The organism is Arenibacter troitsensis (genome assembly GCF_900177645.1).
Taxonomy (GTDB): Bacteria; Bacteroidota; Bacteroidia; order Flavobacteriales; family Flavobacteriaceae; genus Arenibacter; species Arenibacter troitsensis.
This window is the reverse complement of sequence record NZ_FXAO01000007.1, coordinates 312,452-328,913: the sequence shown is the minus strand read 5'-3', so window position 1 is coordinate 328,913 and position 16,462 is coordinate 312,452. Positions and strand designations below refer to the sequence as shown.

At 37.7% G+C, this 16,462-nt stretch carries 11 protein-coding genes; 5 read left to right on the top strand and 6 right to left on the bottom strand.

Features of this window, described 5'->3' with window-relative positions; translation table 11 throughout:
- Positions 1–21: 21 nt before the first annotated feature.
- From B9Y87_RS16855 to B9Y87_RS16835, 5 genes are all read right to left on the bottom strand, one after another.
- Positions 22–1,602 (bottom strand): sulfatase family protein, encoded by a 1,581-nt coding sequence (locus B9Y87_RS16855; RefSeq protein WP_085500177.1) that lies wholly within the window; start codon positions 1,600–1,602, stop codon positions 22–24.
- Between the two features lie 508 nt (positions 1,603–2,110).
- Positions 2,111–3,463, bottom strand: coding sequence for a sulfatase family protein (locus tag B9Y87_RS16850; RefSeq protein ID WP_176225659.1), 1,353 nt, complete (start codon positions 3,461–3,463; stop codon positions 2,111–2,113).
- Between the two features lie 153 nt (positions 3,464–3,616).
- On the bottom strand, positions 3,617–5,113 hold the full coding sequence (locus tag B9Y87_RS16845; RefSeq protein ID WP_085500132.1) for a RagB/SusD family nutrient uptake outer membrane protein: 1,497 nt from the start codon (positions 5,111–5,113) through the stop codon (positions 3,617–3,619).
- Positions 5,114–5,124: 11 nt separating this feature from the next.
- Positions 5,125–8,505: a SusC/RagA family TonB-linked outer membrane protein gene (locus B9Y87_RS16840; RefSeq protein ID WP_085500131.1), complete on the bottom strand. Its 3,381-nt coding sequence runs from the start codon at positions 8,503–8,505 to the stop codon at positions 5,125–5,127.
- Positions 8,506–8,614: 109 nt separating this feature from the next.
- Positions 8,615–9,784: a FecR family protein gene (locus B9Y87_RS16835; RefSeq protein WP_085500130.1), complete on the bottom strand. Its 1,170-nt coding sequence runs from the start codon at positions 9,782–9,784 to the stop codon at positions 8,615–8,617.
- A 112-nt stretch (positions 9,785–9,896) separates the two neighbouring features.
- Here B9Y87_RS16835 and B9Y87_RS16830 point away from each other — a divergent pair, with 112 nt between their 5' ends.
- The gene (locus B9Y87_RS16830; protein WP_085500129.1) at positions 9,897–10,508 is read left to right on the top strand and encodes an RNA polymerase sigma factor; all 612 of its coding nucleotides are present in this window, start codon (positions 9,897–9,899) and stop codon (positions 10,506–10,508) included.
- Between the two features lie 278 nt (positions 10,509–10,786).
- Here B9Y87_RS16830 and B9Y87_RS16825 read toward each other — a convergent pair whose 3' ends face one another.
- Positions 10,787–11,116: a YegP family protein gene (locus B9Y87_RS16825; RefSeq protein WP_085500128.1), complete on the bottom strand. Its 330-nt coding sequence runs from the start codon at positions 11,114–11,116 to the stop codon at positions 10,787–10,789.
- Between the two features lie 424 nt (positions 11,117–11,540).
- On the opposite strand from B9Y87_RS16825, the gene B9Y87_RS16820 reads away from it, so the two are divergent.
- From B9Y87_RS16820 to B9Y87_RS16805, 4 genes are all read left to right on the top strand, one after another.
- The gene (locus B9Y87_RS16820; RefSeq protein ID WP_085500127.1) at positions 11,541–12,017 is read left to right on the top strand and encodes a cupin domain-containing protein; all 477 of its coding nucleotides are present in this window, start codon (positions 11,541–11,543) and stop codon (positions 12,015–12,017) included.
- Positions 12,018–12,676: 659 nt separating this feature from the next.
- The gene (locus B9Y87_RS16815) at positions 12,677–13,885 is read left to right on the top strand and encodes a site-specific integrase (RefSeq protein ID WP_085500126.1); all 1,209 of its coding nucleotides are present in this window, start codon (positions 12,677–12,679) and stop codon (positions 13,883–13,885) included.
- Positions 13,886–14,467: 582 nt separating this feature from the next.
- Positions 14,468–15,466: a type IV toxin-antitoxin system AbiEi family antitoxin gene (locus tag B9Y87_RS16810; RefSeq protein ID WP_085500125.1), complete on the top strand. Its 999-nt coding sequence runs from the start codon at positions 14,468–14,470 to the stop codon at positions 15,464–15,466.
- Positions 15,441–16,283: a nucleotidyl transferase AbiEii/AbiGii toxin family protein gene (locus B9Y87_RS16805; RefSeq protein WP_085500124.1), complete on the top strand. Its 843-nt coding sequence runs from the start codon at positions 15,441–15,443 to the stop codon at positions 16,281–16,283. The genes B9Y87_RS16810 and B9Y87_RS16805 overlap by 26 nt, the downstream gene beginning before the upstream one ends.
- The last annotated feature ends 179 nt before the right edge of the window (positions 16,284–16,462 follow it).

The window sequence follows — 16,462 nt, the reverse complement described above, 5'->3', positions numbered from 1 at the left end:
CAATTAAAAATCAAACTAACTTTAATTGATAATACCTTCTATTTGCTCCCAGCCTTCCATACCATCATTTTCCTGTACCGCCCCAGCAGTACTTCTTCCGTCTAGAATAATTTTTTTAAGGGCCAACTTAAGCTCTGCCGCCTTCTCCGGGAATTGGGCTATCAAATTTTTTGTTTCCCCAATATCGGCCGCCAAATTGTATAGCTGCATAGCGGGCAAATCCAGTTTCTCTTGTTTTATATCCTGTGGCCTTGGGTAGCTCCAACCTCCGGAACCTGGACAAACACTTAATTTCCAAGAGCCCTGTCTGATGGCAAAAGATCCATTTATGGAATGATGTACGGTATATTCACGTATTTCCTCATCCTTTTCCCCTTGTATAAGAGACAGCATACTATAACTGTCCTCCGCCTCGGTATCTTTAATTTTATACCCTGTCAATTCTGCGCAGGTGGCAAAAAAATCGGTGGTACAGATAATTTTGTCCGTACTTGTATTTTTGGGAGCTCTATTGGGCCATTCTACTATAAAGGGTACATGGTGCCCACCTTCAAAGATATCGGCTTTGGTGCCCCTAAAAGTATAGCTGGGATCATGGTCTACTTTGGCAAGCTCCTCAAAATCGGCTTTCGGGGAACAGCCATTGTCACTGGTAAACACCAGGAGGGTATTTTCGGATATGCCCTGTTTTTTAAGGGCGGCCCTTATTTGGCCAACCACATCATCTACCTGCATCACAAAATCGCCGTACATGTTGGTATTGCTCTTGCCCAAAAATTCCGTGGTAGGTAAAATGGGTGTGTGGGGGGCGGGCAATGGGAAATATAAAAAGAAGGGGGATTTGCCCTTGGCCTTTTCATCTATATATTTAACGGCCTTGTCCGTCAGATCCTGGAGCACGGTAGCATGAACAAAATCGTCCGAAGTAGGTCCTTTTCTCCAAATGCCTTTTTCATCCACCGATACCGTTGTCTTGGTCGGTACCATAGTAGGCATATCATTCTCCACGTATACATATGGCGCCATATCGAGGGAACCACAAAAACCAAAGGAATATTCGAACCCATGGGTAGCTGGCCCATTTTTGACGGGGGAGGCGAAGTTCACCTCCGGATTTGCATTAAGTTTATTATGCTCTAAGTTGGAATCCTTATCCTGAACATCCCAGTCCCAGCCTAGGTGCCATTTGCCTACATAGGCTGTAGTATAGCCTTGTGTTTTTAGCATTTCGGCAATGGTGGTACGCTCTTGTTTAATCAAGGATTTGGAATAGCCGCTCAGCACAAAACTCTTTAAGGAAGTTCGCCAATTGTATCGTCCAGTTAATATGCCATAGCGGGTAGGGGTACATACCGCCGATGAGGTATGGGCATCGGTAAACTTAACTCCATTGGCAGCCATTGCGTCCAGGTTAGGAGTAGCAATTTTTCCTTCGGGATTAAAAGCTTTAACATCGCCATATCCCAGATCATCCGCCAAGATATAGATGATATTGGGGGATTGGGCTGTCCCTTTTTGGGTCGTTGCCTTATTCCTTTGGGCATGGACGGAGAGTTGGGAGAAAACGAACAATATTGTAATAAAATTGAGTACTTTTTTCATATGTATAAAAAACTTTAGATGGTGTTTAATTTGCATTTATGAATCCCTAGACTTTTCTAAAAAAATCATTTTTAAAACTTTTAAAAATAGATAAAGGATATTGATGTTGCCACTAGTAAAAGCACCACTAGTGGTACGTTTTTTGCTTAGACCATGAGTTTAACGCTATATTTTGATAAATTTTTCACGACATTAAAAAAATCTAACGATATGGAAAAACCCCTTATACTACCCAGGTAATGCCTAAACTTGGCAGGTACAGAAATAAGGATTAGGAGGCAAAAAAGGGCAGACAATTGGGTCTGCCCTTTTTAAAAGAGATTAAGTAACCGACTCAATTAACTCAAACATGCATTTTGAATACTTTCTCCTACCTCATGTTGAATTATATTAACCAGTGAGTGGGAAGTAATTTCCTTTATATCGAATTTATACCTTTTTGTAACATAGAACTTTTTAAACTAAAAATCAAACCAATAATTACACTCAAGTTTTGACACCACGGCAATTATTTAATTTCAATAAATCCAGTGGTGTCCCTTTTAGCCATTAAGAAGTCCTCTAATTTTGACGAGAGTTCCTTCTCGACAAAGGGATGCTTGCCCTTAAGATTATATAGCTCGCGATGATCCTGCGCCAAATCGTAAAGCGCTGCTGGCCCAGTACTGTCCATTAACATTTTCCACTTTCCCTGAACTATACCCGAAGTTGCATAAGGAAGCGGTTTAGGTCCTTGATTTTGAAAACCTTTATAGAGGTCCATTTGCCAATAAAGGGCTTCTCGTTCCACATAATTATTATTTTCAAGAAGTGGCAACGCACTAATTCCATCTATTTCAAGATTATCTATATTAATTCCGACAGCATCTGCCAAGGTCGGCAAAATATCCGCCATGTGTAAGGTATTGAATGAATGGGTATTTTCTGGAATCCTACCCTTCCAGACAGCTAACATGGGAACACGCAATCCTCCTTCATGTAAATCAGTTTTACCACCTGAAAATGGTCCTGGGCTTCCCTGAAAAGCTGGACCATTATCTGAAGTAAATAGAATTATAGTATTTTCAAAAATTCCCTTTTCCTTCAAATAGGAGATCAATCTACCTATATTGGCATCTAAATGTGATACCATAGACCTAAAGTATAATTGATCACCTGTGGCACCAAGTTTTTTGTATTTCGACAAATGGGGTTCAGGGGCCGGTTCATAAGGAGTATGTGGCACATCGAACCAAAGATTAATAAAAAAAGGTGCATTTTCATTTTGATAGATGTCGATTTTAGAAATCGCCTCGTCCACTTTTATTTCTGTCCAATGCTTATTTATGGTATCTGCTCGCCTGTCGTTTCTTATCATATATTTACCTCCCTCCCTGTACAATTTTCTTTCTTTAATTAATTTTGGCCTAGTAGGAGCACCCTCAATACTGGTCAAATAGTGATCGAAACCATGCTGTAATGGTCCGGGATTCGCCGTATTACCTGCAGCTCGAGCTTCGAAGTCAATTGGCCTTAACCCCCCTAAATGCCATTTGCCAATGTGTACAGTTTTATACCCATTATCCCTTAATAGTTTTGGAAGTGTTATAGAAGTTTCTGGAAGATGTTCTTCATTATCATTAAAATGTTGTCGAATATCATAACGTAAAGGATATTTCCCAGTCAGAAGACATGCTCTAGAAGGAGAACAGACTGCCGAACCCGAATAGAATTGGCTGAACCTCATACCTTCGCGCGCTAACGCATCTATGTTTGGGGTCTCAATAGATTGACTTCCGTAAATTGATAAATCCCCATAACCCAAATCATCGGCCAGCAAAATAATTATATTGGGCAGCCCTGCGACATCTTCTTTATTCACTGTATTATGTTTCTCTCTTTCTTCGCAAGCGAAAAGAAAAAAACAAATGAATATTGGAGTAATTTTCCTGAAATAGATTGACCTCATTAACACCATTTTTGATTAATTAGTATCAGATTCTTATTTAAAAGAATTTCTTGACCGAAAATCATTTTAGTATCCCGGGTTTTGATCAGTTGCTGCATTCATACCATCATTTCTTTCAAATACATCTTGAGGAATTGGAAACAAAACATGATGAGGTTGTATTTGTGCATCTGGAGTTACTGCCAAAACACGCTCTACCAGAGTGCCCCAACGTAATAAGTCGAAATAGCGTACCCTTTCGTCAAAAAGCTCGGTTCTACGTTCCTTTCTTACCGCAGACCTAAAAGCACTTTTATCCGACGATACTACGGGATTAGTTACTTCTATATTACTTAATCCGGCTCTATTACGAACTGGGTTGATATATTGTAGGGCAGAACCCGGACCGTTTACCTCATTTTCCGCTTCTGCAGCTATTAAATAGACTTCAGCTAACCGAAGTGCAATAAAATTATAGCTGCTATTGTTATTAGATTCAAGTCCATTGATATAGGCACTAGGTGTTCTTTTTATACTATAATTGGGGGTTGTACCATCGGCATTGAAGGTAAGGACTTCTCCAGCGGCATTGGAGACCTCTGTCGCAATCATATTTCTTCTTTCATCACCTTGCTCAAAATCAGAAATCAAATCTTCTGATGCAATATATACACCTCCCCAATTTGGACCAAGAAAATAATCTTTATCAGCGTTGGCACCTATACCCCTAGGCCAATTACCTACTTGGTTCGCTCTTTGTAATTCAATTTCGTATTGAATTTCAAATAATGACTCTTGATTATTTTCGTTGGAATCGTCAAATACATGCCAAATAGATGGTAATAATTCCCTATCACTTTCATTAATCACCCTCTTTGCCCAAGAAGCAGCATCTGCCCATTCGCCTTTAGTTAAATAAACCTTGGCTAATAATGCCATAGCTGTGTACTTGGAGGGACGTCCAGGTTGGGGGGATGTTTCCGGTAATTCTTCACTTCCGGTTATTAAGTCACCAACAATCAAATCATAAACTTCATCAACAGTGCCTCTTGGTATATTTGAAGCTTCCTCAGGTGTTTCCAAAGCTTTATCAATGATTGAAACACCACCGAATAGCTGTACCATAATAAAGTAATTGTAGGCCCGAAGAAATTTTGATTCGGCAATTAATGCCTGCTTATTGGGAAATTCAGGCATTCCCGATATTCCGTCAATGGACCAGCTAAACGTATTAATCGCCCCCACTTGATAATATAAATTCTGTGGTCCGCGTGTAGGGTTAAAATCGATAAATTTAGCATTTCTATCTACATCATTGGGATTCGCCAATGGTCTAACAGTAAAATCGTCGGACATGGCAGCCAACTGAAAATCCTGATGCCAACCAAAAGAGCCAGAAATTCCCGATCCAAAAGTTCTATACCCTCCCAAAACTGCGGCTTCCGCATCTGATTCTGTATTAAAAAAAGAAGATGGATTGATAAAACTTCTTGGCTCCGTCTCCAAAAAATTATCACAACCAAAAAAAGAGAATATCAATATATATGTTAAGAACGATCTAGTAATAATTATATATTTTTTCATTTTTATTTTATTTATAAACTAATATTAACTCCAATTCTATAAGTGCGACTCAATGGATAGGATCCATTGTCATTAAACGCCTCAGGATTTAATCCGTCATACTTTGTGAATGTGGCAAGATTCTGTCCACTCAAATACAATCGTAATTTTGAAACATTTAGTTTATCTAAAACCCTTTTATCGAAATTGTATCCTATTGTTACATTTTGAAGTCTAATGTAATCTGCTTTTTGAACAGTCCCAGAATGAACTAGGTGATTTATATTTGCATTCAATCTGGGAATAGTATTACTTGGATTTTGAGGAGTCCACGCATCTAATAAAGACGTATAAAAGTTACTAAGACCTTGATTAATTCTATAGCCTCTTTCCGCAAAATCCCTATTATAAATTCTATGACCGAAGGCTCCTTGAAAGAAAAAGCCTAAATCCCACCCTTCATAGCGAACATTACCGTTAAATCCAAAGTACTTGTTGGGAGCACTTAAATCAGTTGCCCTAAAATCATCCAATGGAATTATCTGCCCATCTCCATTTATATCTTCGATAATAGGATCTCCTACTTCTTTATTATAAATCGCTGCCTCTGCCTCTTGCCCTATTTGATATATACCTTTGAACTGCGGGATAAACCAAGTTCCCAAAGGCTTGCCAACAATTCTTGCTGTATTACCTGTTCGTAATGTATCTGCCTGATTAAACTCTCCTAGACTTATGAACTTATTCTTCTCAAAGGAAGCGTTAGCATTTAGGTCCACTGCGAACTCACCTAGGTTAAAAGTGCTTCCAACCTCCAATTCAAAGCCACTATTCTTAATCTCACCCGCATTAACCGTAATGTTAGAAAAACCTGATTCAGAAGCCAATACCCTTGGAGCCAACAAGTCTGTAGTCGTTTTGTCGTAATAATCAGCTGTAAGACTTAAGACATTATTAAAAAAGGTTGCATCCAGGCCAATATCCAACTGTGTCGTTCGTTCCCATTTAATATCCTGATTGCCAAAACTGCCTGGAATCACCCCAGTAGACGACGTGCTTCCAAATTGCACAGAAGTTGTGCTAAAACTTGGAAAGGAAGCATAATTACCAATTTGATCGTTACCTCCTACTCCATAACTAGCCCTAAGTTTCAAATAATCTATTTTATTTGATATGCCTTCGAAAAAAGGTTCATCACTTATTCTCCACGCACCAGAGACGGCTGGAAAAAAATCATAACGATCGTTAGGTCCCAACCTTGATGAACCATCATATCGACCAGAAAAAGTTAATAAGTATCTTGATTTATAATCATATGCCACCCTACCCAAAAATGAAGAGACTTGCCATTCTTGAAGGATTGACCCTGGAGGTAAATCCGATGCTCCCGCCTCAAGGTTAAAAGACTTAAACCCGTCGGTAACAAAATTGGAAGACCCAGCAAAAACACCCTCTAAATGATTTCCTTGAAAAGTTGTACCAATAACGGCGTTAACCTTATGATTTCCAAATTCTTTATTATAGCTTAAGGTGTTCTCGTTTAACCAGGTCAGATTTAAAGTACTCGCCCTTCTGGCTACCCCTCCCAACTCACTTCCTAATAACGTAGTCTCCTTAGGAAAGTAAACTCCATCACTTCTAGAAAAAATATCATATCCTAAACTTGAGCGTATTTTCAAATCGTCAAAAATTGTATATTCCAAAAAGAAATTGCCCAAACTTCTTAGTGTCTTATACTGTATTTCCTGAGTTTTTGCAATAGCTACAGGATTTGTTATAGCCCCAGATGACCTTGTTGGAAATACAAAGTATGTCCCATCCGCATTAAAAATGGGATCTGTAGGAGGCATTTGCAAAACACTGGAAATAACTGCAGGACCTGCCTGTGGATTACGGTCTATTCCATATGGAATATCATTGTTGGTTGTATACGAGGCAGTCATACTATTTCCAAGTTTGAATTTTCCGAGTGTAGCATCCAAATTTGCCCTAATTGAAAATCTACTCAAATCATTATCTATAACTATCCCTTCTTCATCATAATACGAGCTGGATAGGAAGTATGAAAATTTATCAGTACCCCCTGATGCTGAAAGGGAAAAATTCTGAGTTATGGCAGTTCTAAAAACTGCATTTTGCCAATCGGTACCTCCTGTACCTGAATAATTTTCCAAGTCTGCATCCGTAAACAATCGATTTGCACCGTTGGCATCAGTATATCTATTGGCTATAGTAATGTATTGAACCGCATTGGTTAAAGGGTAATCTTTGGAAATGTTGGCTAGAGCCGTATAATAGTCAAAATTAATCTTAGCTTGGCCAGACTTACCTCTTTTAGTATTTACGATAATCACTCCATTACTTCCTCTTGCGCCATAGATTGCAGTAGCTGCGGCATCTTTTAATACCTCAATCGACTCAATGTCGTCCGGATTTATTGTAGCAAATATATTCGTTGCACCCGGTGTTGCCTGATCCACATCAAACGCATTTGCCGAACCACTATTGTTTGGAATTACCAGTCCATCTATTACATACAAAGGGGCAGTACCCGCAGAAATCGAATTAGTTCCCCTAATTCTTATGTCCGGCTGGGCTCCTGGAGCACCTTGAGATTGCGCAATAAATAATCCCGGAGCCATACCTTTAAGCGCCTGATCAAAGGAAGCGGTAGTTATTTTTGATATTTCCTCTGCCTTAACCGTTGAAATGGAAGTGGTTAAATCTTTCCGTTGTACCGCTCCATAACCAACTACAACTACCTCCTCAAGGCCAGCAGCACTTTCCTCCAGCACAACATTGATATTGAACTCCCCATTAATGGGAACTTCTTTCGTAGCATAACCAATGTAAGAAACTACTAAAATTGCCTTTTCGTTGGCAACATCTATAGAAAAATTCCCATCAAAATCTGCGGTAACCCCATTGGCTGTTCCTTTTTCAACAATATTTGCCCCTGGCAAGGGTTGACCCGCCTGATCCGTTACCGTACCCGAAACTTCGAATTGTTGTTGCGACAACACTTCTTCGGCAGGCCCTGTATCGGCATGCCATTCCTTAATCACAATACGATTTTTTCGGGACAGGTCAAATTCTACCGGACTCTTGGACAAACTTTGTTTTAAAAGCTCATCCACTGCAATCTCTCCTTTCTTCAATTGTACTTGAGGAGCATCTGCAAACAGATCGACTGGATATATAAAACGATACTTGGTCTGGTTTTGAATAATATCAAAAACCTCATCTACAGAGACTACTTTATCCACGTCTATTGTTATTTTTTCTTGAGAAAATGACTTTTCAGTCGTTATCCCAAAAACGGTTGTACACAATAGAAAAATAAAGGTTCTCATCATCATAATTAGCATTCGCCATCGGACGAATGACCGGGACTTAATTAATTTAATTTTCATAAATTTACATGGTATTGGTTAAACATTGGTTTAAGTAATACAGTCTAAAGGGACGAAGTTGATGCACCGCTAAATGTTCTCCTTCGCTCCCTTTTTTATTAATTCTATTTTATTTTAAGAGAATAGTTTTATTAACTATTTCATAATCTTCAATTACCTTGAAATTTTTAATTGTATTCAATATGTCTTCTATTTTCTGATCTTTATCAAGTACCCCGTTAAACCCCGCTTTTTCCAACTCTGGATCCTCAAAAATAACGTCCATATCATACCAGCGGGACAACACCTTCATAATCTCCACAAGGGGCTTTCTTCTAAAACTAAAAACGCCATCTTTCCACGAAATCTCGTTATAAACATTAACGGTAGCCACTTCCATACTGTTATCATAAAGATTTAGATTTAGCTGTTGCGACGGTTGCAGGACTCTTTTAGCAGTTTCCGTGTTAAGGACAACCTTGCCCTCTACCAAGGTGGTATATATATTTGCTTCGTCTTTATAGGCCTTAATATTAAATTCGGTACCCAATACCTCTATTTCCTGTGATTGATTGGAAACTACAAACTTTGCACCTTCATGTTCCGTACTGGGTGAAACAGCGAAGTACCCTTCCCCATAAACCAAATCTACTTTGCGAGTTTGCCCGTTTATAAAGTTTACCGGATATTTAAGTTGGGATTCGGAATTTAACCAAACCTCAGTACCGTCGGATAATACCAGGTGAAACTGTCCTCCCCTTGGAACCGTCAAATAGTTAAAGACCGCTCTTGCCCCATCACTTTTATCCGCTCCGTATACGATTACTTCGCCATTACTGCTTGCATTTGGTGTTTGATAAGTGTTCCCTTTTTCCAAGGCAACTTGAGAGCCGTCTTCCAGCGTCAAAGTGGCTTTGTTGGACCCTATATTAATATTATTGCTAATTATTCTGGGGGTCGTTTCTATAGGCTTATTAAAACTGTTGTTCTGTAGAAAATAGCCAGTGGCCAATAACACCGTAACCACCGCCGCAGCCGAATAAGATATAATCTTACGGATCTTTTTTCGCTTAACAGCCTTGATGTCTTCGTCCATTAATAGCTGCAACTTGGTTTTTAATCTATTGGGATCAAATTGTCTCATTTGGTGTTCAATGGCATAATTAGTTTGGACATAGGAGCTGAACAATTGTTCGTTTTTAGCATCTTGCAACCATAGCATTAGCGCATCCAACTCAGCGGCCGAGGCTTGTTGGATCAGGAATTTGGCTATTAGTTCTTTTGCTTGCTTATCGTTCATTAGAAACGTACCATTTACACTTAATACGTATGGAATTTACATAACCCTAACTTTTTTAGTATATTTTTTTTAAATTGCCCAAATAAACCACCAATAATTACCAAATTACCATATGTTGACCAAATATTCTGGCAATTTAGAATTGATAGAAGCTCTAAAATCTGGGGATTCCAAAGCTTATACGTTTCTAGTGGACACCTACCACCATAAGCTCTGTATTTATGCCTATAGCCTTAGTAATGATGAGAAAGCCGCTGAAGACATTGTCCAAAATGTTTTTATCCGTACTTGGAAGAAAAGAAATAGGTTAAAATCCGATTTTGAAATTAGAAGTTTTCTCTATAAATCGGTTTACAACGAATTTATAGACGAATATCGCAAACAGAAATTAGTAGTTCCCTTGGAGAAAAAATATATTGATGCGCTTACCACTATGGTGGAAAATGAAGATGACCATGCCTTGGAAGCAAAAATAAAATTAGTAAAAAGGGCCATACAAAACCTTCCCCCCAAATGCAGGGAAATATTTATGTTGAGTAAACATGATGGACTCACCAATTTGGAAATAGCCGAATATAAACAAGTATCTATTAAATCGGTAGAGGCCCATATCACCAAAGCCTTTTCGATTCTGAGGCAATCAATAAGAGAGGAAATGCCTCAAGTTTTATTCTTAATATTCAAATCTTTAAAAAAAGATCCACATACTTCTAGATCGGTATAGCTCCAAATATAATTTCTTTTATAACGCGCAATGATTGAATAAGACAGCCTTTAGTTCAGTGTGTATGCAATGGAATCATTTAACAAAGTCCTAGGCCGATAAACATAATATCCAACCAATTTTCATAAGTTGGATTTCCATTTGTGCCCCACTGTTATCCCTCGTTCTCCGCCATGGGTAGACTTTGCTTGCCAAATGGGTAAAAAATAAAAAAGACAGTCTTTATGACTGCCCTTCCTGGTAATTATCAACGTAACCCGTTGTTGTTCCAAAGACCATTATGAGTTATCCTCAATGGCAGCCTCAGGTGCGTTTTTCTTCACCGAAGCAATACCATTTTCCATGGCAGCGGTACTTGAATACATTTCACTTTTACCGATTACTTGACCATTGGACGCCTTAAGGTTGAAGTATGGGCTGCCATCCTTAGCAGTATTGCGCTCATATCTGGCGTCTTCTTGCGAATTTTTTCTTACGGATGCTATCCCGTTATCGCAAGCTGCTTTGGTAGTATATGCCTCACTTCCCAAAATGATCTGTCCGTTGGATGCCTTTAAATTAAACCGAAACTGTCCGGATTTGTCTTTTTTAATTTCAAATTTTCCCATTTGTACTATTTTATATTAAGTCTTAAATATAATATTTTTTTTGGACAGCCTTGCGTAAAATATAATACCCACTTACAACCTGCCTCAAGAGTTCCTGTGCCCCATTACTATGTATACATTAAAAAATGATGCACTATTTAAGCGCTGACAAATATCCGTTGAGTAGAATATCCCAAATAATCTATTTTAGTAGACAAGAAGGGCTATCATTCATTCCTACCTACTTCCAAAGAGAAAATTTCTACCATTGATCCGGCTCGATTCCGATCCTGAAAAATCCTACCACGCCCAAAAATGTAACAGATCGGATTTTTATCTGGTGTTTATTTGGTAAATTAGGTACGTAGACACGTCACTAACATAATAATTACCATTATTCACAAGCAATGATGGCCCACAAAGAAAATATATAAAAAAGTATATTATGAAAAAATCAATTTTAGTCCTGTTTATTATTACCACAATCTCCGCCTTTTCGCAAGATTCCGAATATAAGGTCTCCTCATTTCTTACAGCCGGCACTAAAGCTCCCAATACCCATTACCTTGGAGAAGCTTGGCTTAACGCCATTATTCACGACGATGCAGAACTGGGATACAACATCACCAAAGCAACCTTTAAAGCCAACTCAACCTTGGATTGGCACAAACATAGTTCTGCACAAGTCTTAATAATTGTAGTTGGAGAAGCATATTATCAAGAAAGAGGAAAAGAAGCCGTAATTCTGAAAGAAGGTGATATAATAAAATGTGAAAAAGATACCGAACACTGGCACTCGTCAACCAAAGATAGTGATGTAACGTATTTGGCTTTGTACGGCGCCGAACAACCAACAACTTGGACTAAAGTAGTAACTCAAGAATATTACGACAACATTGCCGAAATGCTACAAAGCAATTGATAATCTTCATAGCTTATGCGCAAAAGCTTAATTAAATATAAATGTTGTCATATTGAAGGGTGGATACCGAAATAGACAAAGCAAAATTGATTTTAGAAAATAGAAATGCAATTGAAAAACATAGTTAATTAACCCATGACCTAAGAAAGCCTTTATCTAATTCTATAAGGTGGACCCATAGTTCCTTATGGCGGTATAGTGGCTCATAGCCTTTTTTAAAGCCTACGACGTTTGTCGGTGGTGCACACAATGGGGCGCCGAATTGTGTACCTTTTTAGGGGTAGATTTACACCCTAACCCAATTTCAGTAAAAGTATATGGGAATTGGATATCCCTTTGTACAGCCCTATAAACAAAGGCACTTAAACAAAAAAATCCAACCTATTTTCATAAGTTGGATTTCCACTTTTGCTCCCCCTCTTGGGCTCGAACCAAGGACCCTCTGATTAACAGGCGCTAAAGACGAGTTTTCATGTAGTGCCATTTAGCTGCTTATACATTGATTATCAAGGTTTTATGAAAATTTGTTTTGTATTTAGAAATACAATTTTTACATTTAATAACCCATTTGTTGTCCCTATGTTGTCCCCATTTCTACCATATGCAACAGGATATAGAAGGGTTTGAAAGATTAAATGTTGTCCCCAAATTTATAAAATATGATTACACTTAAAATCGTTCTCAAGAAAAAATTGTTATCGGATGGCACCTATCCCGTCTGTTTGCGCGTAACAAAAGAAAGGCAATGTAGGCACTACAAAACACCGTTCAATGCAAAATTGGATGAATGGATAGATTCAACAGGAAGTTTCAATAAAAGAAATCCTAACCATGTTCAATTCAACAGACTACTTGTAAAGTTCAAAGAAAGAGCTTACCAAATTATAACTGATTTAGAAATTGAAAATCCCGATTACAGTATACAGGAATTTGATTCAAGATATAGAGTTACGTTTAACCCAGTAAGCAATGATGTTTTCGCTTTTTTTGATGAGATTATTCAAGAAATGACCTTTGCTGGACGCATCGGTAATGCAAAATCCTATAAAGATGCCAAAACCTCGATACAAATTTTTCATAAAATGAAGAAGTTAAATTTTAGAGAGGTAAACCCTGCTTTTTTAAGTAAATATGATGCATTCCTTCGATCTAGAGGTGGTACAGATGGTGGCGTTGGTGTTAAAATGAGGGCCATAAGGGCATTGTTTAACAAAGCTATAGAGCGGGGTGTAATAAAAGAAAGCTTATATCCCTTTAAAACCTATAAAATATCAAACTTAAGAGGGAAAGGATTTAAACGTGCTTTGGATTTTGAAGAGATTATGCGCATCATCAATTTAGATTTGTCTGACCACCCACATTTAATCAATACCAGAAATTACTTTGTTTTCAGCTTCTATACGAGGGGGATGAACTTTGCCGATATGATGTGCTTGGAATGGAAAGATGTTGAGGCTAATGTCATCTATTACACCAGAGCGAAGACCAAAGGAAACTTCTCTATAGCCATTATGCCCCCAGTTCAAAAAATTTTGGACTATTATCGCGTTCACGGCTATGGCAACAAGTACGTATTTCCATTGTTGTTTCGTGAAGACTATACCCCCACCCAACTGGCCGATCGAAAACATAAAATGTTGGGGATTTATAATATAGAGCTTAAGGAAGTGGCTAAATTATGTAATATCACGAAAAACGTTAGCAGTTATGTTGCCCGGCATAGTTTTGCCAATTGCCTCAAACAAAAGGGAGTGGCCACCGATGTAATTAGTGAATCACTAGGCCATCAGAATTTAGCTGTTACACAAGCCTACCTTAAAGAGCTTGACGCCGAGATTGTGGATAAGGCACTAGAAGTGCTTCTATAGCTTAAATAAAATAAGTGGGTAAGGTGAACACAACCCCAAATACGTACCAGATCCCAACTGGCCCCAATCTTATCCTTTTTTTATAGATACGGAAAATAAGCGTTAGATAAAAACTAAATAGACCACGTACTTACTTTTCTGGCTTTATCTAAAGTAAATGTCTGTGGGTTGGCATGGATAAAGGCATGGGGCGTTTTTTCTCCGCCCCATGCTTTTATGAGCGGTCCTGAGGAGGTTGAAAAATCCTGAAATTATTTAACTTCCATAGGGACTAGGACTTCCTTATCTCCATTTTAGCTTTTGTTGAATCCAATTTATTGATATCCATTTCCGCTTTGAAGCAGGGTTAGCCATGTTTCCATTTTACGCAATACCCAGTTTGAGGCGTTGGAATATCTTCCTCCACATAGATTTTTTTCAGTTTATGTGATTTAACATTAATTTGTTGTGCTACATTGCGTAGACTTTTTTCCTAAAATAGATTGAAAAGTACTTTTCTTGTAATGGTTTTTCCTGATACATATTTATATTTTCATTAAATTTGTTTTTTCATGTTACGTGAAAATTAAAAATAAATGAAAAATGGTTGAATTTCTCACAATAAAAGATTTTTTTGACAACTTAGATTTTCCTGTAAAAATCGAGCAATCACATGACCAGCATGCAGAGTCGGATATTGTTATAACCATAAACGGAGAGAAGGTGTACGCTAATACCAGAACGGAGATTAGACCAAATCATATCGCTATTTTTAAAGGAATTGGTCAACATCATCAACCAAATGCCTTTTTAGTCGGTGCCAATTATATTACACCAAAGTCAAAGGAAGCCCTAAAAACAAATGGCATAAACTATATTGATAGTTATGGCAATGCCTTTTTAGATCTAAAGAATCTAAAAATTTTTATAGAAAAGGGAAACGCCAAACCAGTTTACAACGTATACTCCGAAGTTTTCACAAGAGCGGGTGGCCAAGTTCTATTACATTTATTGCTAAAGCCAGATTTGATTAATGCTAATTATGAGCATTTAGCAGAGGTTAGTTGCGTTTCATTAGGCACAGTAAGCAAAACAGTAAATGGACTAATAAACGAAGGTTTTGTGGTTAAATGGGATACCGAAAAAAAATACCAATTAATTAGACGAGAAGAATTATTAGACAAGTGGGTAACTCTACTAAATGAGAAAATCTTACCGACTCATAAAATAGGCAATTACCGATTTAGCACTCCAGAACATTTTAAAATAAAAGATAGCAGTTCAACTCTTGAGAGTTGCTGGGGTAACGAATATGGTGCAAAGATTATAACAAACTACCTCAATCCAGAAAAATACTCGTTTTTCACTAATAGAGGCAAAGCAGATTTAATAGGGCCTTTCAAAATGATCCCAGACGTCAATGGAGATATTTGTGTATATAAATCCTTTTGGAAACCTAGAAGTATTGAATTATTTCATCACTATAGCGAAACCGCGGCCAATCCACTTTTGATTTACGCAGAATTAATTTACACCGGCAACGATAGAAATATAGAAACTGCCAAAATAATCTTCGATGAGTACATCAAACCTAACCTATAAAGATTATTCATTTGCCAATCATGGAGAGGTATACAAGATTTTAGAAGAAGTATTTACAACTTACGATATCACCTACTATTTAATAGGTGCCAACGCTAGGGATGTGCAACTATATAAAGCTGGTATCAAACCCGCTCGAGGAACTGCCGATATTGACTTTGCAGTAATGGTACCTGATTTGGAAATTTATGACAACCTAATTGAAGAATTGTGTAACAGAAAATTTAGAAAAACAAAGGAAAATTACCGTTTGATTTATGACAAAACCAATACAGTATTAGACCTTATGCCTTATGGCAAAATTGAGCAGGACTATACGGTTAACTTTAATGAACGGGACATTTCCCTTTCGGTCCTGGGCTTTAAAGAAGTTGGAGATCATGCCGAAGAGATTGAGATTAAAGATGCCGGTTTTTCCTTGATTACATCGCCTGTGGTTGGCCTTATAATTCTGAAACTAATTTCTTGGAATGATAAACAAGATAGAATCAAAGATTTAGAAGATATTTCATTGCTATTAAATTCAGGGTGGGATTTCTACGAGGAAGAAGCTTATAGGAATCACCTAGACCTTTTCAATGATGATTTTGAAATGACTAAAGCAGCAGCCAGAATTTTAGGCCGAAAAATGAAGCCAATTTTAGCAACAAATGAAAAGCTATATCACACCATTATGAGTATTATAGAGGCAGCAATTAAAGAAAAACCAAAAGCGGAAAATACAGAAATCATTCTAGCGTTAAACATGAACAAATCTTTACTTGAGGTTAAAAATTTATTAAGTGAGATTAAAAAAGGAATTGTTGACACCCCTTAGAAATAACATAATAAATATCAACAGTTACGTTGCCCGGAATAGTTTTGTCAATTGCCTCAAACAAAAAGGAGTAGCTACCGAAATTATCAGTGAATCTATAGGCCATCAGAACCTAGCCGTTACACAGGCATTTTCAGGAGTTAGCTTAATTTTGTAGAACACATAGAATATTAACTGCC

Bases quoted from the DNA above. Each gene is read 5' to 3' on its own strand.
- B9Y87_RS16855 (WP_085500177.1), bottom strand. From the start codon at position 1,602: ATGAAAAAAGTACTCAATTTTATTACAATATTGTTCGTTTTCTCCCAA.
- B9Y87_RS16845 (WP_085500132.1), bottom strand. From the start codon at position 5,113: ATGAAAAAATATATAATTATTACTAGATCGTTCTTAACATATATATTG.
- B9Y87_RS16840 (WP_085500131.1), bottom strand. From the start codon at position 8,505: ATGAAAATTAAATTAATTAAGTCCCGGTCATTCGTCCGATGGCGAATG.
- B9Y87_RS16835 (WP_085500130.1), bottom strand. From the start codon at position 9,784: ATGAACGATAAGCAAGCAAAAGAACTAATAGCCAAATTCCTGATCCAA.
- B9Y87_RS16830 (WP_085500129.1), top strand. From the start codon at position 9,897: ATGTTGACCAAATATTCTGGCAATTTAGAATTGATAGAAGCTCTAAAA.
- B9Y87_RS16825 (WP_085500128.1), bottom strand. From the start codon at position 11,116: ATGGGAAAATTTGAAATTAAAAAAGACAAATCCGGACAGTTTCGGTTT.
- B9Y87_RS16820 (WP_085500127.1), top strand. From the start codon at position 11,541: ATGAAAAAATCAATTTTAGTCCTGTTTATTATTACCACAATCTCCGCC.
- B9Y87_RS16815 (WP_085500126.1), top strand. From the start codon at position 12,677: ATGATTACACTTAAAATCGTTCTCAAGAAAAAATTGTTATCGGATGGC.
- B9Y87_RS16810 (WP_085500125.1), top strand. From the start codon at position 14,468: ATGGTTGAATTTCTCACAATAAAAGATTTTTTTGACAACTTAGATTTT.
- B9Y87_RS16805 (WP_085500124.1), top strand. From the start codon at position 15,441: ATGAGTACATCAAACCTAACCTATAAAGATTATTCATTTGCCAATCAT.